The 22,941-nt window shown below is 35.4% G+C and carries 22 protein-coding genes; 19 read left to right on the plus strand and 3 right to left on the minus strand.

Features of this window, described 5'->3' with window-relative positions:
- Positions 1-121: 121 nt before the first annotated feature.
- The 4 genes from AC6F8J_RS03895 (at position 122) to AC6F8J_RS03910 (ending at position 3,971) form a co-directional block, all read left to right on the plus strand.
- Positions 122-337 carry a hypothetical protein gene (locus tag AC6F8J_RS03895; protein ID WP_500721181.1) on the plus strand — a complete coding sequence of 72 codons (216 nt, stop codon included), beginning with the start codon at positions 122-124 and terminating at the stop codon, positions 335-337.
- Positions 338-514: 177 nt separating this feature from the next.
- The gene (locus AC6F8J_RS03900; protein ID WP_500721183.1) at positions 515-1,120 is read left to right on the plus strand and encodes a hypothetical protein; all 606 of its coding nucleotides are present in this window, start codon (positions 515-517) and stop codon (positions 1,118-1,120) included.
- A 291-nt stretch (positions 1,121-1,411) separates the two neighbouring features.
- On the plus strand, positions 1,412-3,058 hold the full coding sequence (locus AC6F8J_RS03905; RefSeq protein ID WP_500721185.1) for a glutamine--tRNA ligase/YqeY domain fusion protein: 1,647 nt from the start codon (positions 1,412-1,414) through the stop codon (positions 3,056-3,058).
- Between the two features lie 64 nt (positions 3,059-3,122).
- The gene (locus AC6F8J_RS03910) at positions 3,123-3,971 is read left to right on the plus strand and encodes a DUF2225 domain-containing protein (RefSeq protein ID WP_500721187.1); all 849 of its coding nucleotides are present in this window, start codon (positions 3,123-3,125) and stop codon (positions 3,969-3,971) included.
- Here AC6F8J_RS03910 and AC6F8J_RS03915 read toward each other — a convergent pair.
- Positions 3,952-4,224 carry a DUF1294 domain-containing protein gene (locus AC6F8J_RS03915; RefSeq protein ID WP_500721188.1) on the minus strand — a complete coding sequence of 91 codons (273 nt, stop codon included), beginning with the start codon at positions 4,222-4,224 and terminating at the stop codon, positions 3,952-3,954. The two genes, AC6F8J_RS03910 and AC6F8J_RS03915, sit on opposite strands and share 20 nt — an antisense overlap.
- Positions 4,225-4,418: 194 nt before the next feature.
- On the opposite strand from AC6F8J_RS03915, the gene ppk2 reads away from it, so the two are divergent.
- Both ppk2 and AC6F8J_RS03925 read left to right on the plus strand, forming a co-directional pair.
- Positions 4,419-5,234, plus strand: a complete 816-nt coding sequence (gene ppk2 / locus AC6F8J_RS03920; protein ID WP_500721190.1) for a polyphosphate kinase 2 — start codon at positions 4,419-4,421, stop codon at positions 5,232-5,234.
- A 207-nt stretch (positions 5,235-5,441) separates the two neighbouring features.
- Positions 5,442-6,470 (plus strand): 3-deoxy-7-phosphoheptulonate synthase, encoded by a 1,029-nt coding sequence (locus tag AC6F8J_RS03925; protein ID WP_500721192.1) that lies wholly within the window; start codon positions 5,442-5,444, stop codon positions 6,468-6,470.
- A gap of 48 nt (positions 6,471-6,518) precedes the next feature.
- Here the strand turns inward: AC6F8J_RS03925 and AC6F8J_RS03930 are convergent, their stop codons facing one another.
- Positions 6,519-9,722, minus strand: a complete 3,204-nt coding sequence (locus AC6F8J_RS03930; RefSeq protein ID WP_500721194.1) for an SNF2-related protein — start codon at positions 9,720-9,722, stop codon at positions 6,519-6,521.
- A 140-nt stretch (positions 9,723-9,862) separates the two neighbouring features.
- Between AC6F8J_RS03930 and AC6F8J_RS03935 the strand changes: the two genes are divergently transcribed.
- Positions 9,863-10,303: a DUF188 domain-containing protein gene (locus AC6F8J_RS03935; RefSeq protein WP_500721196.1), complete on the plus strand. Its 441-nt coding sequence runs from the start codon at positions 9,863-9,865 to the stop codon at positions 10,301-10,303.
- Here the strand turns inward: AC6F8J_RS03935 and AC6F8J_RS03940 are convergent.
- Positions 10,293-11,012 carry a DUF6062 family protein gene (locus AC6F8J_RS03940; RefSeq protein ID WP_500721197.1) on the minus strand — a complete coding sequence of 240 codons (720 nt, stop codon included), beginning with the start codon at positions 11,010-11,012 and terminating at the stop codon, positions 10,293-10,295. The two genes, AC6F8J_RS03935 and AC6F8J_RS03940, sit on opposite strands and share 11 nt — an antisense overlap.
- A 139-nt stretch (positions 11,013-11,151) precedes the next feature.
- On the opposite strand from AC6F8J_RS03940, the gene AC6F8J_RS03945 reads away from it, so the two are divergent.
- The 12 genes from AC6F8J_RS03945 (at position 11,152) to rpoN (ending at position 22,813) form a co-directional block, all read left to right on the plus strand.
- Positions 11,152-12,000, plus strand: a complete 849-nt coding sequence (locus AC6F8J_RS03945) for a DNA glycosylase (protein WP_500721199.1) — start codon at positions 11,152-11,154, stop codon at positions 11,998-12,000.
- A gap of 134 nt (positions 12,001-12,134) precedes the next feature.
- Entirely contained in the window at positions 12,135-12,419 is a 285-nt protein-coding gene (gene groES / locus AC6F8J_RS03950; protein WP_275841613.1) for a co-chaperone GroES, read from the plus strand.
- 12 nt (positions 12,420-12,431) lie between these two features.
- Positions 12,432-14,057, plus strand: a complete 1,626-nt coding sequence (gene groL, locus AC6F8J_RS03955; protein ID WP_500721201.1) for a chaperonin GroEL — start codon at positions 12,432-12,434, stop codon at positions 14,055-14,057.
- A gap of 215 nt (positions 14,058-14,272) precedes the next feature.
- Positions 14,273-14,785, plus strand: a complete 513-nt coding sequence (locus AC6F8J_RS03960) for a DUF6106 family protein (RefSeq protein WP_500721202.1) — start codon at positions 14,273-14,275, stop codon at positions 14,783-14,785.
- Between the two features lie 30 nt (positions 14,786-14,815).
- Complete coding sequence (locus tag AC6F8J_RS03965; protein ID WP_500721204.1) at positions 14,816-15,877, plus strand: HD domain-containing phosphohydrolase; 1,062 nt, start codon at positions 14,816-14,818, stop codon at positions 15,875-15,877.
- A 101-nt stretch (positions 15,878-15,978) separates the two neighbouring features.
- Complete coding sequence (guaB, locus tag AC6F8J_RS03970; RefSeq protein ID WP_500721206.1) at positions 15,979-17,448, plus strand: IMP dehydrogenase; 1,470 nt, start codon at positions 15,979-15,981, stop codon at positions 17,446-17,448.
- Between the two features lie 177 nt (positions 17,449-17,625).
- Positions 17,626-18,348 (plus strand): purine-nucleoside phosphorylase, encoded by a 723-nt coding sequence (deoD, locus tag AC6F8J_RS03975; protein ID WP_500721208.1) that lies wholly within the window; start codon positions 17,626-17,628, stop codon positions 18,346-18,348.
- A gap of 146 nt (positions 18,349-18,494) precedes the next feature.
- Positions 18,495-18,944 (plus strand): Lrp/AsnC ligand binding domain-containing protein, encoded by a 450-nt coding sequence (locus AC6F8J_RS03980; RefSeq protein ID WP_500721210.1) that lies wholly within the window; start codon positions 18,495-18,497, stop codon positions 18,942-18,944.
- Between the two features lie 88 nt (positions 18,945-19,032).
- The gene (locus AC6F8J_RS03985; RefSeq protein ID WP_500721211.1) at positions 19,033-19,923 is read left to right on the plus strand and encodes a YegS/Rv2252/BmrU family lipid kinase; all 891 of its coding nucleotides are present in this window, start codon (positions 19,033-19,035) and stop codon (positions 19,921-19,923) included.
- Between the two features lie 26 nt (positions 19,924-19,949).
- Entirely contained in the window at positions 19,950-20,222 is a 273-nt protein-coding gene (locus tag AC6F8J_RS03990; RefSeq protein WP_500721213.1) for a hypothetical protein, read from the plus strand.
- A gap of 10 nt (positions 20,223-20,232) precedes the next feature.
- A complete protein-coding gene (locus tag AC6F8J_RS03995) occupies positions 20,233-21,342 on the plus strand; it encodes a polysaccharide deacetylase family protein (protein WP_500721215.1) in 1,110 nt (369 codons plus the stop codon).
- A gap of 118 nt (positions 21,343-21,460) precedes the next feature.
- On the plus strand, positions 21,461-22,813 hold the full coding sequence (gene rpoN, locus AC6F8J_RS04000) for an RNA polymerase factor sigma-54 (RefSeq protein ID WP_500721217.1): 1,353 nt from the start codon (positions 21,461-21,463) through the stop codon (positions 22,811-22,813).
- Positions 22,814-22,941: the final 128 nt, after the last annotated feature.

The raw sequence follows: 22,941 nt of genomic DNA on the forward strand, positions 1-22,941 counted from the left end.
GGAACAATTTGCTTTGCAAAGCAAGGCGTAGCCTCTTTCCTCTTCGACTCTAAGAAAAAGACGCACCACTGTTCAAACATTCCAATCGCGTGTATAATTAAAGCAGGTGATTTCTCATGAGATGGAGCATGTCTCTAATGAACAGGCAGATGCCAAAGAAGAAGGAAAAGAGCTTATCACACAGAGCGTTCAGATATTTCATAGCATCTGTCCGGAATGTGGAATAAGCTATGTATCGGGGGGCCTTACCAAGACCACAATCGCCAATAAAACTAACCCTTACAAAGATGTTATGACGCATCAAGCAACTGGGAACTTGGTGGATATGATGTTATAATGAAGACAAGGTATTACACGGCTATACAAAGGTATTACCACCATAGGAAAAGAAAGCTATATAAGTGACTAAAGTCATTAAAGAAATGACTTTAGACAATAGTATTGCCCCACAGAATATGGGATAATAGATTTGCGGAGAGATTGTAAAATAATTATCAATCTTGTGGGAGGCATTATGATCTATACAGAATTTATACTTTATGGTGCTATATTCTATGGTGTCCTGTTATTACTGATTGTAATTAACAGCACGATACATATACTTAATATTGAAAAATACAATAGTAGAAAAAATCATTTGGCGATTTTGTGGATAGGTAGTCCACGAACTCAATTGCTAATGATTTTTATGATTATTAGCAGTTTAATTACAATACATAATTATTATCAAGTGAAGAGCTTTAAGGATGTAATTGCCTCAGAGCATACGGCCAGTATTTTTTCGCTAAAGGTAAGTAAAGGTCAGCATGAAGCTTATTGGATTAAAGATCCGGTTGTCATTCATGATATTGTAACAACACTTGAGGAGACCATGTATATGCCTTCTTTTAAGGAATCAACCACCATTACAAAAAGTCCGACACTTGGTGGTGCTATCACTGTGGAGTTTTTAGCTATGGAGATGTTAGATTCTATAACCATAAGTAACAAAGGCATTATATATAATAACAGAACGGGACAAGCTTATGGTGTTTCGAGTCTGAATCTTTTTGAGTGTATACATAGTAGTGTTGATTTTGGTATACAAAGTGAAATCGAAAAAAAGAATAGATTATTTTAGAATTGATTAATAGTTTCAAAACTAAATGGTTGAGCTTAGAAAATTTTGTCTTAATATTTTAACCAATACAGGAATCCAAAAGTAACAGTCGATGATAAATATCATGGGTTGTTACTTTTCTCTTGTCCGTGATTTGACACGGGGGTCTTTCCTTGTTAGAATTGGAAGGAACCTAAAGAGACTTCATGCTTTCCAATTCTTAACAGCTATAGTATAATAGGAATGCTAAAGAAAATGATTACGCTAAGAAAAAAACAATAGTTAAATAATAAATGGCTAAGGAGTCCGTCTATGAGTGAAAACAATGCATTGAATTTTGTTGACAGATTGGTATTTGAGGATAAAGAAAACAGAAAAATAGACAAAGTCGTTACCAGATTCCCCCCAGAGCCAAATGGCTACTTGCATATTGGAAGTGCTTATGCTATTAATATCAGCTATGGTATTGCAAAAAAATACGGTGGTCAATTTAATTTGAGATTTGATGATACCAATCCAATGAAAGAAGATATGGAATATGTTCATGCTATTATAGAAGATATGGAATGGCTTGGTTGCGATTACGGCAACGCGGCTTTCTTTGGTTCAGACTATTCAAAGCAAATCTATGATTATGCTATTGATCTAATAAAAAATGAAAAAGCCTATGTTTGTGATTTGAACATGGAAGAAATGCGTACCTATCGTGGCACATTGACAGAACCAGGAAAGAATAGTCCCTATAGGGAGCGTTCAACGGAAGAAAACTTAAAGCTGTTTGAAGATATGCGACAAGGTTTAGTGGATGAAGGCGTGCGTGTCCTAAGGGCTAAAATAGACATGGAAAATCCAAATCTTATCCTTAGAGATCCGGTTATTTATCGTGTATTGAAGGAAAAACACTATAGAACCGGAAATGAATGGTGCATTTATCCAATGTATGATTTTGCGCATCCAATTCAAGACTATATTGAAGGGGTTACCCATTCCTTATGCTCAAATGAGTTCATTAATCATAGACCATTGTATGATTGGGTGCTAAGTGCCCTTGATTTGGATGGCGTATTACCGCGGCAAATTGAGTTTGGAAGATTAAATCTTACGGGCGTGGTGACATCGAAACGCTATCTGAAACAATTGGTTGATAGTGGTATATTGGATGGTTGGGATGATCCTAGGTTACCTACTATCAAAGGTCTTAGACGTCGTGGCGTCACAAAGGAAGCTATATTTGACTTCTTGAATGAAATTGGTGTGCCGAAAACATCAACAACTGTAGACTACAAAATGTTGGAACACTTTGTTCGACAAGACTTGAAAGAAAAAGTAAATTGTTTAATGATGGTACAAAATCCTTTAAAAGTTGTCATTACAAACCTTGAAGAAATGGAATATGTGAATGTTGATAATCATTTCTCTAATCTGGATTTTGGCTCACGAAAGTTACCTTTTACAAAAGAGCTTTTTATTGAACGGGAAGATTTTTGTGAACAGCCATCAAAGAAATTCAAGAGGCTATCTCCAGGAGAAGAAGTCAGATTAAGGTCGGCATATTTTATAAAATGTAATGAAGTCATTAAAGATGATAAGGGCGAAGTGGTAGAACTTCGATGTACTTATGATCGTGTAACCAAAAGTGGTTCCGGCTTTAATGAAAGAAAGCCGAAGGGCACCATTCACTGGTTAAGTGCCTTAGATGCTACAAGATGTATGGTTAGAATATATGAAGATTTGTTTTTGGATGAACCAAGTGATGATATGCTGATTGAATCTATTAATATGAATTCAAAAAAAATATGTGAAGATGCACTTGTTGAAAGCTCAATTAAAGATTTTATTAACCAAGGAGAGAAACGCTTTCAGTTTATTCGAAATGGGTATTATGTTGTTGACAAACATCTAACAACAAATGAGCAATTGGTTATGAATCAAATTGTTTCACTTAAGAGCAGTTTTTGATTTTATCAAAGGTAAAAAGGAACAGTTTTGGAGAAACTATGAATAAATCAATAAGGAGTAAACAATGGAATCGATATTTTCAGATTTAGGAACCTTTGGATTAAATAGTAATCAACCCATGGATTTTAATGGAAAAGATAAAGATGAAAAACCGGTAAAAAAAGAAATACAGGCAAAGAAGATTGAACAACTGGTATTTGATAGAAAAGTCAAATGTCCAGTTTGTAACCATGAATTCTTATCGAAAACGGTGAAATCAAGCATCAATAGGTTTGAGAGAACCAGCCTAACACTACGCCCTATTTATTCAAAAATCGATCCATTGATTTATGATGTTATTCAATGCAATTCATGTGGTTATGCAGCTTTAAATACTACTTATAACAAAATTTCCGAGCGTCAAATCAAGATCATAAAAGAACAAATATCATCCAAGTTCATATCAAAGGACGAGCCTAAGGATTATGATTATAAAACGGCATTGATCAACAATAAGCTTGCTCTATATAATGCCATCGTTATGGGATCTAAAAGTGTCAACAAGGCTTATCTTTGTCTTAGAATTTCTTGGATTATTGACGGTTACTTTGAAACAATTGAAGAAGACAAAAAAGAGGCATTAACGCTTGAGCGCCTTAATTTTATAAAAAATGCTTATTCCGGTTTTCTTGAAGCTTATGAGACCATTAGCTTTCCGGTTTTTGGTATGAATCAATCGACGTACTATTACTTATTAGGTGTTTTGGCGTTTGAATTAGGCGAGTATAGTCATTCAAAACGCTGGCTATCAAAAGTAATGGTAGGAGAAGATAGCCAACAGAGATTAAAAGATAAAGCACGAGATGTTAAAGACTTGGTTAATCAAAAAATAAAAGAAGAAAAAGAAGGCCAGTCTAGTGAAGAAAAGCCATAAAAAGACCAATGAGAATCAGTTGAACAATGGCAAAAAAAGGAATACCGACATAAAATCTAGGCTTTTTGACTTTGTGGCGAAAGAGCTTCATACCAAGTAAAGAGCCAAATGGTCCCATTATAGATAAGCTCAATAGTCTTTTTTCAGAAATACGCCATTTATTATTTACGGCCTTTATTTTATCAATGCCGTAAAGCGCAAAGGTAAAGCAATTAATTGCTGCAATGGTAATTAGTAGGAAGTTGTCAATCAAAGTGGTTGCTCCTCTCAGTAAATCTAAGTTGATTATAGCGAATTCATATAAAAAAAGCAAACACTACGATATTCAGAAAATGAGACTTACGGTAAATTAACCACATTAAGTTTCATTTTTATTGTTTTATTGATATGGATAGTATGTTAGAATAATAGTAACAAGTAAAGATGCTTTAGTCAGGGGGGTAAGCTTTGAGTGATAAGAAGAAAAAAATATCAAAAAAGGTATATTTAAAAAAACTTGAAGAACTTCAAGTAGAATTAGTAAAATTGCAAGAATGGGTAAAAACAAAAGGACTTAGGGTTGTTGTAGTTTTTGAAGGCAGAGATGCCGCAGGAAAAGGTGGTGTCATTAAACGCATTACTGAAAAACTTAATCCTCGTGTTTGTAGAGTAGTAGCCCTTGGGATACCTACCGAAAAAGAAAAGTCGCAATGGTATTTTCAAAGATATGTACCTCACCTTCCTGCAGCTGGAGAAATAGTACTTTTTGATCGTAGTTGGTATAATAGAGCCGGAGTGGAGCGTGTCATGGGCTTTTGTACAGAAGAAGAATATCAGGAGTTCTTAAGAAGTGCCCCTGAATATGAAAAAATGTTAGTGCGCTCAGGTATTATATTAATTAAATACTGGTTTTCAGTCAGTGATGATGAACAGGAAAATAGATTCCAAGATCGCATCAATGACCCTGCAAAACGATGGAAGATTAGTCCTATGGATGTAGAATCTAGAAAGTTTTGGGTGGAGTATTCTAGGGCAAAAGATACGATGTTTGCCTATACAGACATTAAGCAAGCACCTTGGTATGTGGTAGATGCAGATATTAAAAAACATGCACGTATCAATTGTATATCACATTTATTAAGCAAAATTGAATATCAAGATTTGACGCCAGAAAAAATCAAATTACCGGAAAGACAAAAAGAGACCAATTATATACGACCACCATTTGAGGAACAGACATTGGTACCCGATGTTGCTAAAACTTTAATTAAAGACAAATCATAACGTTATATATTAGAAAAGTGGCTTTGCCACTTTTTTTCTTTACCATATTGTTTTGGTGCCTTAACTATACCATAATTTAGAAAAAAAAAAACCTTGTCAAGGGGTAGTGAAATCATTATAATAATGGAAATTGAGCAATTAATAAATGAATGTGTTAAAATAACTTTAATCAAACATTTAAGTTTATGAGGAAATGAGGAATGAAAAATGAGTTTTAATTTTGTACAGGAAATACCTTCATCAAATGAAATTATAGAATTGTTACCTTTGTCTCAAAAGGGGCATAAAATAAAAGCTGAAAGGGACCGAATTATTAAAAATATATTCGAAGGAAAAGATTCACGCTTTATTTTAATTATAGGACCTTGTTCGGCGGACAATGAAACAGCTGTCATTGATTATGTAAAACGTTTAAGCCTTATTCAAAAAGAAGTAGAAGACAAGATTGTCATCATTCCGAGGATATATACCAACAAACCCAGAACCACAGGAGAGGGTTATAAAGGCATGGTGCATCAACCGGATGCCAATAAGGAATCTAATATGGTAGAAGGTATTAAAGCCATCAGGAAGCTGCATATTAAAGCTATAGAAGAAGCGGGTCTATCTTGTGCAGATGAGATGCTATATCCGGACAATTATGCCTATCTTGAAGATTTATTAAGCTATGTTGCCATAGGTGCTAGATCAGTAGAAAATCAACAACACCGTTTGACCATTAGCGGACTGAGAATTCCGTCAGGCATGAAGAACCCAACCAGCGGTGATTTATCGGTCATGTTAAACGCCATTAAAGCAGGTCAGATAGAGCATACCTTTATTTATAGAGGATGGGAAGTAGCAACATCTGGGAACCCCCTTACCCATTCTATCATGCGTGGTTATGTTGACCAGTATGGCAGAAGTTTTCCTAACTATCATTATGAGGATATTCGTCATCTAATCAAGCTGTATGAAGCAAGAGCGCTACAACATCCTAGTGTAATTATAGACTTAAATCATGCCAATTCGAACAAACACTACGAAGAACAACCACGTATTGCTTATGAAGTCATAAGGAATCGCCACTATGATGCTGACTTTAAGCAGTACGTCAAAGGTTTGATGATAGAAAGCTATATTGAAGAAGGCGCTCAAGGAATAGATGGGGGCGTTTATGGTAAGTCCATAACAGATCCTTGCCTAGGTTGGGAAGCTTCTGAAGCACTGATTAGAGAAATTGCTAGGAAGTTATAGATGGTATAATAAAGAATGGGCTGATTCAAACTAAGTAGAAAACCTATATTATTTTGGTTCTGAGTCAAAAAGATTTTGAAGCTCATGGGTAGACAATTTATTGATAAATGTTTCGCCGGGCTTAATCACATGTTCAATTAGACTTTGTTTTTTTTGCTGCAACGTAAATATTTTTTCTTCTATGGTACCGGCGGTGATTAACTTGTAAACTTGAACACATTTTTTTTGACCGATACGATAGACACGGTCTGTTGCTTGATTTTCAACAGCTGGATTCCACCAAGGGTCAACATGAATGACAACATCAGCGCCGGTCAGGTTAAGGCCGGTTCCGCCGGCTTTAAGAGAAATCAAGAAAACACTATGGAAGCCTGTATTAAAATCATGGACCATCTCTTGTCTTTTATTGGGCGGTACAGAACCATCAAGATAATAAGATTCGATTTTATGCTTATCCAATAAGGTTTGAATCATACCTAACATAGATGTGAACTGAGAAAAAATCAACATACGATGGCCACTTTCAATACTATCTATAACCAATTCTAGAAGTAGGTCCATTTTAGAAGACCCATGAGTATACTGATCGATGAACAAGGATGGGTGGCAACAAATCTGTCGCAAGCGCATGAGAATAGACAGGATTTTCATGTTTTTTTGGCTACCGGATAAATACTTAAAGCTTTCCATTTCCATTTTTGCTTTTTCAATGTAAGCCATATATATTTTTTTCTGATGTTTATTTAGTTCGATGGTGACCTTAGTTTCAATTTTGGGTGGGAGCTCTTTCAAAACATCTTGTTTGATTCTTCTAAGGATAAAAGGCGAAATCATTTGATTAAGCTGTTTTAAACAATGATGGTTATTATCTTTTATGACAGGACGTTCATAGGTTTTAGCAAAGTAACTGGCGTTGCCTAGAAAGCCGGGCAAAATAAAATCGAAAATAGACCACAACTCAGTCAAAGTATTTTCTATAGGTGTACCTGTTAAAGCAAAACGATGTAAGGCGTTTATGTGTTTAACGGCAATAGCGTTTTGAGATTTTGGGTTTTTGATATGTTGTGCCTCATCAATAATACAAAACATGAAAGTTTGTTTATAATGGTGTAAGTCTCTTTTAAGTGCCCCATAGGAGGTGATGATGATGACATCATTACAAAGACTTTCTATTTGCTCAATGCGTTCATTTTTATTTCCGGAGACGACAATGGTTTTTTGATTAGGGGCAAATTTACGAACTTCTTCTTCCCAATTATAGAGCAATGATGTTGGTGCGATAACAAGTGAAGGTAAGCTGGCAACATGACTTGTTATAAGGGTTATGGCCTGCAATGTTTTGCCAAGTCCCATATCATCTGCTAAAATACCACCTAATCCATAAGAAGTGAGAGCACTAAGCCAACGATATCCGGTTTTTTGGTAATCTCTTAGTATGGCATCAAGAGGTTTTGGCACCTCAATGAAATAGTTTTCAGGATTTTGAATAGCATTTAATAGCTTTTTATATGCCTGATTATAATGAACCGTTTGTGTGCTGCTCATAAGGTGATCCAAGAAGAAAGCATGATGTCCGGGTAGGCTTAAAGTGCTACTTTCTTGATTTGAATTTATAATGGGATAGTGGCTGTCAAGAGCACTTATTTGGTGAGCTAAAGCATCCTGTATTTTGAAAAAACTACCATCGGATAATTTGAAGTATCGCTTTTTTTCGACTATGGCCTTTAAAAGTATGAAGATTTCGTCTTGACTTATACCTTCCATTTCAAAACTTAGATCCAGTAGATTAGAACTACTCTTGTAGGCGATAGAAGCGCTAAGCTGTTTCGCGGACTTTAAGTAGGTATCTTTAAAAGAATCGGAATAATAAAGCGTTCCAAGTTTTTGAAGCTTTGGTAGAATTTGGTCGATGAAATAAAATTGGTCATCTTCGGAAGCATAGGTTAAGAATCCTTGAGAATCTATGGCGTGAGGAGTATCTTTTAGTAACTGCAAAATACGTTGCTCAATATTCAACTGTCTAAAAACAATCTGGTCACCTACGTCAGGATCGATTTCAGGATAAAGACCAAACTCATGAGGACCATAGATGAGGTAGGCCCTAAGCTTAAGCTGGTCATGATCTTTATCCAAGTAGATTTTTGATTCCAAAGGGTAACGCAATATTTTTTGAGCAATAGTTGGTTCAAGGGTTACATAACCTACCATTTCAAGAACAGGCAGGATTTGATTTATAACACTATGTATATGGTCATATTGAATATCTAAGGACTTATCAATGAAGTATGTATAAAAAAGTTTGAAAGCATCGGCTTTAATGGCGGATAAAGAACTGATTTGATTGTTATAAAAGGCGAATGAATAGTCTTCTGTTAAGGGGAAGTATATATCATAAGTATTTACAGAGATGATATAATGATCTGTATCATCAGTCAAATAAAGATCAATTTCTAAATGGTCTATGATGTCCTGGTCTTTAAAAAGCATACCATCATAATCTAAGTGAAATGACTTATTCTTTAGAAGTTCTAATAAACGTTTTAAATAAGTGTCCGGTAATATTTGATAAGACGCCTTAATAGGTGTGGATACTAGGCTCTGACGTTTTGGTAATAAGAAGAGTCTTGTTTTATAGAAATCATAGAGTAAAGCGATAATCTTGTAGTCTTCATCTGTAAACTTAAAAGACTCCGAATCGTAGGTTAAGTTTTTTGATAGCTCATAGGTATGTTTCTCCATTACCGCATAAACGAAGGACTCAATATTTTTAACCACATAGATTTGATAGAGCCCTACTTTAAGTGAGACAGCAGATTGAAGGGTTTTATGATAAGCATCTTTTGGGTGTAAAGTGACTTCTAGATTTAGCAGTGTAAGCTGGTTTGAGGTTGTAGGCTGAAACAATACTTTTTCAAAAGACTGGAACATTTTCAAGGTTTGATTTTGAGTAAGATCAAGAGTCAAAGACTCTTTTTTATATAGGATGTATAATAAGGTTGCTAGAGTGTGAATACAAGGTTGAACATCATAACAAGTGCACCTAGCATTTTTGAAGGTGCCTGTATCAGAATAAAAAGATAAATACAGCTCGAATTGTTCATCTTTTAAATCTTTCAAGAGGACATGAAAGCCGTTTTTTGAACTGGCTTCAATACTGAGTATATTATTTTTCTGATGGATCATAAAGCCGGACTTGAATTTTCGATCATTACCAGCATAGGTCTTAATCCATTGTAAAGTGAGTTGAATCATGTTGGCACCTGCTTTTTTAGAGTATAAACTTATTAATCTTGTTTGCAATGTTGATAAAATTCTCTATAATTAAATCATAGGATGTGTTTCATAAGCATATTGTCTTAAACATATCTTACTTTGAAAGGAAAGGAAACGATATGATAGTAAGAGTCGATGGTGATGCTTGCCCGGTACGGGCATCTATTTTACAAATTACAAATAAATATGAGGTCGAAACGGTTATATACACAGATGTTAATCATGAGCTTTCCTATGAAACAGCCTGCGTCATTACGGTTGATCAAGGCATCGATTCAGTAGATCTAGCTATTGTTAGGGATATAAAAGTTGGTGACATTGTGATTACCAACGACTATGGATTAGCATCTTTGGTATTAGGTAAAAAAGGGTATGCCATGGATGCGAACGGTAGGGCGTTTACGTTAAACAATATTGATCAGCTTTTGTTTGAAAGACATTTGCACAAATCACTAAGAATGATGAAAAAAAAGCACAAAGGTCCTAAAAAAAGAGATCGACAAGCGGATGTTCTCTTTAGTAAAAACTTTGAAGCATTGGTCATACAGCTTAAGGCTTAAAGTCAGAAATCTTTTGAATGCTTCTACTTACGGCATCTTTTGATTGCTTCCAAGGCTCCTTTTCATATCTGTAATCAAATTTGGAAATGAACCATTCAAGGTCGCCAATAACGCGATCGAAGTTGGATTGTTGGATAGCAATGAGGTTTATTTTGAAGGTTTGGAAGTCTTTATCCTTTAGGACATATTTGCCTCTATCATATAAACGACCAAAATGCTTGATACAAAAGCCTTTAGATACCATAAATAAATCACGAAAAGATGTATCTTTTTTCCATAGATAAAAAAAAGTATCCAGATAATGGTCTAAAAAGTCTTCAACCCGGTCACATATATAGCATTGATGGACCATTTTTTCAGTGAAGTTTTTAACAGGGCTTAGCGCTGTACGTTTACCTATAGGAAAAACTTTGGATTTATAAGGTTTCATCACAGCTGCTTTAAGATCTTGACGTACCTTCTTCATATGTGTTTCCAGAATCAAAGCCATGCCTAAACGATTTTTTTCATTAAAGAGCTTGGCATAATGGTTAGCACAAAAACCGGATGCGTTGGTATCATGTCTTGTGTCAACATCCATATAGGATGGACCTAATACAAAGTCGATGCTATCCTTTTCAAGAGATTCATACATATGACAAAAAGGACACTCACAATCGGTCTTAAATGCGTCTATGATAGGTATTGTATAGATTTCTTCTTTTGACATAAAAACTTCCTTTATCTAAACAGAATAGATGTTGACAAGTAGAAATTGAGGTATAATAAATAGACAAAGCTATTATATCAGTATAACATAGCGGTAAAGAAGTTGCATCCATTTCCGTATTTTGAATCGAGGTGGGTAAATGATTGAGGTATTAGTAAGTGATAGTTTTTTAATCAGTCAGATATTGGAATGTGGTCAATGTTTTAGATACAAACATATTGAAAACAATATATATGATGTTATTGCTTTTGATAAACGTCTTAGAATCAATCAAGTTGGCAAGCGTGTTTATATGGACTGCGCCAATGAAGAGTACAATCGCTTATGGGTGAGATATTTTGATATGAACAGAAACTATGATCAGATTCAATCTATTCTAGTCAAACTAGACCCCGTACTAAAAAAAGCAATCATGGAAAAAAGAGGGCTTAGAATATTAAGACAAGCACCTTTTGAGATGTTACTTACATTTATCCTATCTCAAAACAAAGCCATTCCCCAAATTAAAATTCTAGTAGAACGTTTGTGTGAGCGTTATGGTCAAATTGTGACAGATCAATATGGGTCCTATTATACCTTTCCTACAGCAGAAGTGCTTGCAGATGTAACGGTGGAAGAATGGCGAACGTTAAAAGTTGGCTTTAGAGCACCTTATTTATATGATGCGATACAAAAGGTTGTGCAAAATACTATAGATTTTGTAGCGATTGAAGAAATGCCGGATAACTTGGCCAGGGATAAGCTAATGGAGATTAGTGGTGTTGGACAAAAAGTAGCGGACTGTATTTTATTGTTTGCTTTTGGAAGAATTGAAGTATTTCCCTTGGATGTTTGGGTAAGACGTATGATGACACATGCATACTTTAATGATCAAAGTGTATCAGATCAGATTATTCTTGAGTTTGCAGACAGATATTTTAAAGGCTTAGGAGGCTTGGCGCAACAATATCTTTTTTACTATGGAAGAGACCACCAAATCGGAAAATAAACTTTAGAATATGGAAGTGAAGTGTTAAAATTTTGCTTGCATATCATGATTTTTTTTGGTAATATAAGAACAGAGATTAGCACTCTTCACTACAGAGTGCTGATAAAAAATATTTATAAACGAGGAGGAATATCATGAATTTAAAACCATTGAATGATCGAGTTGTTTTAAAACAACTTAAAGCGGAAGAGAAGACCAAATCCGGTATTGTATTGCCGGGTCAAGCACAGGAAAAGCCTCAAGAAGCTGAAGTTGTAGCCGTTGGCCCAGGTGGCAATGTAGATGGTAAAGAAGTAACCATGCAGGTTGTTGTTGGGGATAAAGTCATTTACTCGAAGTATGCGGGAACAGAAGTCAAACTAGATGGTACAGAGTATATTATTGTTAAACAAAATGATATACTTGCAGTTGTGGAATAAAGGAGGTTCATTATGGCAAAAGAGATTAAATTTGGAGCAGAAGCTAGAGCAGCACTGGAATCAGGTGTAAATCAACTAGCAGATACAGTAAGAGTAACCTTAGGACCTAAAGGTAGAAACGTCGTTTTAGATAAAAAATTCGGAGCACCACTCATCACGAATGATGGTGTGACAATAGCAAAAGAAATAGAGTTAAAAGATCCTTTTGAAAATATGGGTGCACAGTTGGTTAAAGAAGTAGCAACAAAAACTAATGATGTAGCTGGTGACGGAACAACAACAGCGACTGTTCTTGCTCAAGCAATGATTGTTGAAGGTGTTAAAAACATTGCTGCAGGAGCTAACCCAATCATCTTAAGACGTGGCATGAAGACTGCGACTGAAGAAGCGGTCAGAGCTATCCTTGAAATGAGTCAAACACTAAAGGGTAGAGAACAAATAGCAGAGGTTGCAGCGATATCTGCCGGTGATGAAGCCATAGGAGATTTGATAGCCGAGGCAATGGAAAGAGCTTCCAAAGATGGCGTCATTACCATTGAGGAATCCAAAAGTATGGATACAGAATTAGAGGTTGTTGAGGGGATGCAATTTGATCGAGGCTATTTATCACCATATATGGCTACAGATATGGATAAAATGGAAGCCTTGCTTGAGCAACCTTATATCCTGATTACAGACAAAAAGATTTCTAATATTCAAGAGATTTTACCCATCCTTGAGCAAATTGTTCAAGCTGGCGCAAAACTATTAATCATAGCAGAAGATGTTGAAGGAGAAGCATTAGCGACACTTGTAGTGAATAAATTAAGGGGTACCTTTAACTGTGTAGCAGTAAAAGCACCTGGATTTGGTGATCGACGTAAAGCTATGCTACAAGATATTGCCATATTAACAGGTGGTACAGTTATTTCTGAAGAACTAGGACTTGATTTAAAAGAAGCGACTATGGAGATGCTTGGTAAAGCGAAATCTGTTAAAATTATGAAAGAAAACACCATAATTGTAGATGGCGCTGGTAGTAAAGACGACATCCACAGTCGTGTGGCACAAATCAAGAATCAGATAGAAGATACCACATCAGACTTTGATCGTGAAAAACTTCAAGAAAGATTAGCAAAATTATCTGGTGGTGTAGCGGTAATCAAAGTGGGTGCTGCAACGGAAACTGAAATGCAAGAGAAGAAGTTACGTATGGAAGATGCTTTGGCAGCAACCCGTGCAGCGGCTGAAGAGGGTATCGTAGCAGGCGGTGGTGCAGCATATATCCATATTACTAAAAGAATTGAAGCCATAGTGGACGGTCTAGAAGGTGATGAAAAAACGGGGGCCAAAATTATACTAAAAGCATTGGAATCTCCACTGCGCCAGATTGTAGTGAATGCAGGACTTGAAGGTTCCGTTGTTGTTAATAAAGTGAAAGAATCCGATATGGGTATAGGCTTTAATGCTTTAACAGAAACATATGTTGATATGGTGGAAGCAGGCATAATTGATCCGACGAAGGTGACAAGATCAGCCTTGCAAAATGCTACATCGGTAGCATCGACATTACTGACTACAGAGTCTGTTGTAGCAGATATAGAAGAAGAAAATCCAATGCCAATGGGTGGTGGCGCACCTGGTATGGGAATGATGTAAAAATGATATCGTAACATCCATGATTATAAAATGAATAAGGGAGACTGCGGTCTCCTTTATTTGATTGAAAAGATTTAAACATAAGCAATAAAAGTAGATTGGCCATACAAAATATTAAATAGGAATAAGGTTGTTTCTAAAAGGTCTATCCTATATAATGTAATTGACTCGATTTCTCAAAGGCAATCAAGTGTCGCACTATTTCGGAGGCCATAATGAAGGTGAATGATATTTTTAATGAGCAACTTGTAGAACGAAAACAAAACATGACAGATAATCTTAAGAGGATTACCGTCCTAGCAGGGGCAGTGATTGTTTTAGCAGTAGTATTTTTAACCCCCGGACTAAGAAACTTAATATACATTATAGCCATAGGTGTCATTTTGTGTGTAGTCTTTTTATTTAGACGTTTTAATGTAGAGTATGAATATATCTTTACCAACGGCGAATTGGATATTGATCAGATTATCAACAAAAACAGACGAAAAAGGTTATTGTCTGTCCATGTCGACAATTTTATCATCATGGTCCCAATTTCTAACAAAGATTATGGGAAAGATGTTGAAAAATATTCGAAGCTTTATGATGCAAGTAGTGGTATACTTCAAGAAAATACTTATGCTGCTATTTTTGATAAAGATTCAAAAAAAATCAAGTTGATTTTTGAACCAAACGATAAAATATTTGATTCAATTCGTGCGTATATCCCAAGAAAAATTAAAAAATAGATAGAAAAGATTGGCAAGGTGGTTGGTCATATGCGAAGAGTTGGAGTCGAGAAATTAAAAAAGGATATGGTCTTGGCAAAGCCCATATATACTAGTAATGGGGTCATATTACTAAAAGAAGGGACATTGTTAACCGAAAAATTCATAAATAAGATCCATGATATTGATGTAGATTACATTTATATTAAAGATGAATTGTCAGAAGGTATTAAGATTGAAGTACTTATTAGTGAAGAGACTGTTCAATCCACAAAAAGAGCTCTAGAAGATAGCATGGAGAAAATGCGCAAAGGATATTTTAGTGCCAGCCAAAGTATTGTAGAAAAAGTGGATGCTGTGATTTCAGAGGTGATTGCCAATCCCCATGTGATGGTGAGTCTTCAAGAGATACGTAACAGAGATGCTTATTTACATATGCATTCTATTAGTGTATGTCTGATTTCCCTACTAATTGGGAAAAAATTAAATTACAATGATGCCCAGTTAAAGCATTTAGCACTTGGCGCTATTCTTCATGATGTGGGGAAAACACAGATTAAATACGATGTCATTCGATATAGGGAAGATTATGTTGACAAAGAATATAAGATTTATAAAGAGCATGTAAGATTAGGTTATGAAATGATTAAGTCTATACCAAAATCTTCTTTGTTAGCCGCAAACATTGCTTTGACCCATCATGAACATTATGATGGAACGGGTTTCCCTCTTGGAAAAAAGAACACATCGATTCATGAGTTTTCAAGAATTGTTGCCGTAGCTAATGAATATGACAATCTACTCTATAATTTACCAAAAGATACACATATGCGACATTATGAGATAGTTGAAATGATCGTATCAAGAGCCTATACATGGTTTGACCCTGAAATCATAAAAATATTTAGAAAATCTATATCTCCATACCCTGTTTCAACAGGCGTGGTGTTAAATGATGGTCGTATTGGTATTGTAGCAAGACTGAATGAGGACTTTCCTACGAGGCCGGTCATACGAATCATTGATGAAATATCTATGGCAGTCATAGGTGAAGTAGATCTTTCGGTAAACCTAAATACGCTTATTGTAGATGAAAAAGAGATTGACAAATAGGCTTATGTTTGTTAGAATCTCGAATTAATAACTTACTAGGAAAGTATAACAGAGAATATAGATACAATAACGTGCTAATGATGAAAGAGAGGCCTTAATTTATGCAAAAGATTCTTAAAGAGGGAATAACCTTTGATGACGTGTTACTGGTTCCAGCCCATTCGAAAGTCCTACCTAATGAAGTGAACTTAAGTACACAACTTACTAAAAAAATAGAACTTAGAATACCTTTAATGAGTGCAGGTATGGATACAGTAACAGAAACAAGAATGGCAATCGCTATGGCAAGACAAGGTGGTATTGGAATCATACACAAGAACATGTCAATCGCTGAGCAGGCAGATCAAGTTGACCGAGTGAAGCGATCTGAAAATGGGGTCATAACCAATCCTTTTTCTTTAACACCGGAACATTATGTTTATGAAGCCAACGCTTTAATGGCAAAATACAGGATATCAGGCGTTCCAATTATTGAAGTCGGATCGAAAAAGTTGGTTGGAATCTTAACCAACCGGGATTTGAGATTTGAAACAAATTTTGATCAAAAAATCAAGCATGTTATGACAAGTAAGAATTTGATTGTTGCACCTGAAGGTACAACATTGGACGAAGCAAAAAAAATATTGGGCAAACATAGAATTGAAAAACTTCCAATTGTGGATAGAGACGGTAACCTTTCAGGTTTGATTACCATTAAAGATATTGAAAAAGCTATTTTATATCCGGACTCAACGAAGGATCATCAAGGACGATTAAGGGTTGGTGCTGCTGTAGGTATCACAAAAGACATGATGGATCGGGTTGCGGCCTTGGTAGAAACAAAAGTGGATGTTGTAGTTTTAGATACCGCTCATGGTCACTCGGCCGGTGTTATAAATGCAGTCAAGCAAATAAAAACAAATTATCCAGATTTACAGATCATAGCTGGAAATGTAGCAACCAAGGAAGCGACCGTTGCGTTAATTGAAGCAGGAGCAGATGCTGTAAAAGTAGGAATAGGACCAGGTTCGATATGTACAACACGGGTTGTGGCTGGCGTTGGTGTACCTCAGGTAACAGCTATAAGTGATTGTGCAGAAGGTGCGAAACCTTATGGTGTCCCTATTATAGCAGATGGGGGTATTAAGTACTCAGGTGATTTAGTCAAAGCCATTGCAGCGGGCGGGTCCGTATGTATGCTCGGTAGTCTTTTTGCAGGATGCGAAGAGAGCCCTGGAGATACGGAATTATTTCAAGGTAGAAAATACAAAGTTTATAGAGGGATGGGTTCTTTAGCGGCCATGGAAAAAGGTAGTAAAGACCGATACTTTCAAGGGAACAATGGAGATACAAAAAAACTGGTACCAGAAGGTGTAGAAGGACGTGTGGCATACAAAGGTTCGGCCGAAGATACGGTATATCAATTAATGGGCGGTTTAAGAGCAGGTATGGGCTATTGTGGTACATCCTCAATTAGAGATTTGATTGAAGAAGGTCAGTTCATAAAGATTACAGCAGCGTCATTAAGAGAATCTCATCCTCATGATATTCAGATTACAAAAGAAGCACCAAATTATAGTGTTGAAAATTAAAAAATCCTTAAAAACGAGGTTATAAAGTTGAAATAGCAATTAAAGTTGAGAAACTTAGGTTGCTATTTTCTTTTATTTTGCGTTAATTAAAGCACATAATATCACCATGGTTTGTTGCAATTACATGACGGAAAGATTATACTAAGGTTAGTAAATCATGGAAAAGGAGCAAATAAAATGAGTATGAGTATACCAACACCACATATTGAGGTGAAAGACAAAGGAGTTATCGCAGATACCGTTTTGATGCCGGGTGATCCATTAAGAGCAAAATTCATTGCAGAAAAATTCTTAGAAAATGTTGAACAATTCAATGGTGTAAGAGGCATGTTAGGTTACACAGGTACCTACAAAGGCAGGAAAATATCTGTTATGGGTTCAGGGATGGGGATGCCAAGTATTGGCATCTATTCATATGAGCTGTATGCCTTTTATGATGTGAAACGCATTATAAGAATTGGTTCGTGTGGTGCATATACAGAGGATTTAGATGTTTATGATGTTCTATTGGTTGATGAAGCGTGGTCAGAGTCTAGCTATGCCAAAACGCAAAGTGGCTATGAACAAGATACAATTTTTGCTACGCCAAGACTTAATGATAAGCTTGCTAACATAGCAAAAGTACTGGATATTCCCATAAAAAGAGGTAAGATTCATTCTTCAGATGTTTTTTATAGAGAAGATTTTAATGTCTATAAACATATACGAGATCAATATGGTTGTATGGCTGTTGAAATGGAATCTTTTGCTTTATTTGCTAATGCGAGTATTTTGGGTAAAGAAGCATCTTGTATTTTAACGGTCAGTGACTCCTTAGTAAAAGGGGATATCACCACATCCGAAGAACGACAGAATTCTTTTGTTAAAATGATGGAAATAGCTTTAGAGATGGCAGAATAGTAAAAATCCTACCAATTATATTGGTAGGATTTTTTTGTCCAAAACCCTATTCATCAAAAAAATATATAGCTTTATATACAAAACACTTTAATAAAACAAGTCCAAATGGTATAATGTTAGGAAATATAAGCAGGGAGTTGTTGGAAATGGATATAATAGATAAGCGAATATTACATATTTTACATAAGAATGCAAGGATAACAGCCTCAGAAATTAGCAATCAGATTAATCTATCTGTATCAGCGGTTGGTGATCGCCTTAAAAAGCTAGAAGCATCGGGCATGATAGAGAACTATACCACAATTTTAAACGCAACAATGCTTGGAAAATCGTTGACAGCTATTATTATGGTCGCCCTAGAGCGCCCTAAATATGCTGAAGTTTTTGAGGCTTTTGTTAATAATGAAAAAGATATATTAGACTGCTATTATCTAGCTGGTGACTATGACTATGCGCTCAAAATAGTGACAAAAGATACGGCTACCTTGGAGACTTTGATTGGCAGAATCAAAAACGTAGAAGGTTTGTTAAAAACCAAGACAACCATAGTTTTATCTACAATCAAAGATGTTCATTCAGTTTTACCGGAATTATAAGCGATACAGGTTTTTGTCAAAGCAAAAATATTTATCGCGACCAATAGAATAATTCTTAACCCTAATTTTCATTAAAGGGAGGTGCTATATGTCATACGTACAGCTCATATATAATCCGAATTCAGGACAAAAACTTTTCTCTGTGCATATAGATACTTTTTTAGCCTGTTTTCAAGAAAAAGGCTTTGAAGTAAGGGTACACCGTACATCCGTTGAAGATAAATTAGAAAAAATACTCAATATAAATAAACTTAAAGACTGTGTTGCCTTGATTGTTGCCGGAGGAGATGGTACAGTCAATGGTGTGGTTCAAGCTATGATGGAAGAAAAAATAGATATACCTTTAGGGGTTATACCTGCAGGTACAGCGAATGATTTTGCGAAACATTTAGGTATGCCGACAGATATAGCCAAAGCCATCGAGATGCTTTCAAAGATGCAAATTTCTCGAGTGGATGTAGGAAAGGTAAATAACCGCTATTTTGTAAATGTGTGTTGTGGTGGCCTTTTTACCAATATATCTCAAAACATTGATGTGGAGTTAAAAAATACCATTGGTAAACTTGCTTATTACATTAAAGGCGTCCAACAATTGCCGGGATTTAAGAAACTTAGGTTTAAAATTCAACATGATCAGGGTGAAATTGATGATTTGTTTTATTTGTTTTTAGTGTTGAATGGTTCTAGTGCCGGTGGTTTTTCGAAACTTGGACAAAATGCTAATATAAGTGATGGGCTTATGGATTTTGTGGGTATTAGGGCATGTCCATTAGCTGATATGCCGGGCCTTTTTGGTAAAATACTAATTGGTGACCATTTAAAAGATAAAAATGTAATTAGTTTTCAAAGCAAACATATCTCGATTGAATGTTTAGAAGGTGTTGAGGGCTTTGAAGAATCGGATATAGACGGTGAAGCAGGACCACATTTTCCTTTAGTCATAGAGGTCATGCATAAACGTTTGAATGTAATCAAGTAGATCAAGTATAAGGAAAGAGGATATGTATGTTAAAAATGAATATCACTGAATTTAGAGATGAAATAAAGACAGAAATGTTAGGCTATGAAGAAATAACAGAAGCATTGGTTGAAAAATGGTTTGAGAATTTTGAAGCTTTTATAGGTGAAAAAAGACCAAGTGGTTTGTTAAAATACAAAGGTTCTCAAGTGGAAGTGACACTCAAGGATGAAACAGACTTGTTTATGATGGTGGACCGTTATCTAGCGGCTATTGCTAACGAGGATGTGGACGATTATTTCACAGACTGGACTTTTTAAGGAGATAGACATGAAAGGTATCGTAATGAAGCTGTTGTTTGCTCTATGGATTATAATGGTTTTTTCTTCATGCTCAATTAAGGTTGACCAAGAAGATGCCCGAGTCGATGAAATAGATGCACAAAGTCAAATACTAGGCAATCAGAACTTAGATATAAAAACAGAACCAACAACAGAATCAGGTGAGGGAACAGATAGTCAAGAAGAAGATCTTACCCAAGTACCAATAGATTATAAATCATTAGGTGTAAATGAAATAGGTGATATCATGGTTGTTATGTATCATGGCATTATGGACAACCCCCCATATCATCGAAGTAAGGAAGATTTTATACGTGATTTGCAATATTTTTATGATAACAACTACTATCTGATTTCAATGAAAGAATACCTAAGTCAACAGATTGATGCACCGCTTGGTAAAACACCGATTGTATTAACCTTTGATGATGGCTTAGCGTCAACTTTTGCTCTTATAGAAAATGAAGTGGATCCGGAATCGGCTATTGGTATCCTCGAAGAATTCGTACAAGAACACAATGATTTTGGAAAAGCTGCAACTTTATTCATACATGCTACCAATCAAAACTTTAAAGGAGATGGTGATGCCTTACAACGTTTGGAATGGTTGATAGAGAATGGCTATGAGGTTGGAAATCACTCAGCAACCCATGCGGATTTAAGCAAGTTATCCAAAGACGCACTTATAAAAGAAATTGGACAAGTCGACTATTTTCTAAAAGCATTAATACCGGATTATAATATGTTGGCTATAACCTATCCATATGGTAAACGCCCTGAAGCATCATTAATTAAGCACCTATCTCATGGTCAATACGAAGATGTAGAGTTTGGTTACGAGGTTGGATTTAGGGAAGGGCCCAGCAGCAAGATGGTACCGTCGAGTCACATAAAATTTGATCCCTATAATGCACCGAGAGTAAGAGGGTCAGAAGGGGACGTTCAAGACTTATGGTGGTTTCTTGATTATTATGAAAAAAATGCTGACGAGCGATATATTTCAGATGGCAATCCGAATACGATTGTAGTGCCAAAAGAAAAAGTTGACTTGGTAAATAATGACAAAGTCATGGACATGGAATTGATTGTATACGAATAAGAAAAAGTTGAAAGAAAGTGCTTTAGTAATTTGAAAACACTTTCTTTTTTGTTTTCTTTTCATGTGTTAAAATAAATATAAGAACTCATTCAAAGACCATATAGGAGTCCTAAAAAATATGAATATAGAAATGAATATGGAAATGAATCAAAAAATTATAATGACCCCACAGTTAGAATATTCTTTAAAGATTCTAAAGCTTAGCTATGAGGAACTGGTTGATTTTTTACATGAAGAAATGCTATCAAATCCAATTCTAGAATATAAAGAAGCAAAAGAAACTAAGTTGAAAATAAATAAAGAAGAACGAGAACTTGACCTTCAAAGCTATAGTTCGTATTCAAGGGAAGAAGATGAAGAATATACCAACGGCATACCGGATATGAAATCTTATAAAACTGACCTTGTAAGTCACTTGAAATTACAATTACATATACTGGATTTACCTGAGACGGAGATGGAAATCGGAGAATTTCTGATAGAGAGTCTAGATAATAAAGGCTATTTGAAAATTGATATTAAGGATGTAGCTAAAATGCTTCATACAAAAGAAGAAGAAGTTAATAAGGTATGCCAAATAATTCAAGAATTTGACCCACCGGGTATCTGTGCCAGAAATCTAAAAGAATGCTTGAAATTACAATTAAGGAATCGAAAAAATATAAAAAAAGGGTTGATAGAATTAATAGATTGTCATCTTGAGGCGATAGGCGATAATGCATTGCCTAAGATTTCAAAAAGTATGGCTATGCCTATAAACGAAGTACAGGCGTTAATTGAAGAAGTGCGGAAGTTAAACCCTAAGCCTGGAAGCTATTTTCAAACAGATATGATTCATTATACTCGTCCGGATGTCATTATTTCCAAACAAGATAAGTGTTATAGTATTGATATATGTAAAGATAAGATACCAAAAATAATAGTTAATCCCTATTATTTGGATCTACTTAAAGAAGGAAATAAAAAATTAGGTGATGCTTATCCTTATATTCAGAATAAGGTTAACAGTGCCAATTGGCTTATGCATTGTATAGATCAAAGAATGGAAACCTTAGAAAAAGTGACAAAAGCCATATTCACGCATCAAATGGATTTTTTTGATAAGGGTAGAGCCTATCTTAAACCAATGAATCAGAGAGAAATAGCTGACACTTTAAACCTGCATGAATCAACCATCAGTCGTACGGTAAATGGAAAATACTTATTGTGTCAATGGGGTATGTTCGAGTTGAAATATTTTTTTTCCAGTAAGGGCATTAAACAAGAAGTGGGAGAAGATGCTTCATCGGCTATGGCAAAATTTGCCATACAAGGTATTGTAGATGGTGAAGATAAACATAATCCCTATAGTGATTCAAAAATATGCACCTTATTGCAGAATGAGGGAATAGGCATATCCAGAAGAACAGTAGCCAAATATCGAGAGCAGTTAGGTATACCATCTGGAAAAGTAAGAAAACATTATATATAAAATGGGTAATAATCACCAATAAAGAAAAAACTGTTAAAAAATGACAACTTTTAAGCTGAATCAAGAATAGTATTAAGCAAAAATAGGCATGATTATTGCTACAATTGAATGGATTAAAGAAGATGATA

The organism is Petrocella sp. (genome assembly GCF_059865615.1).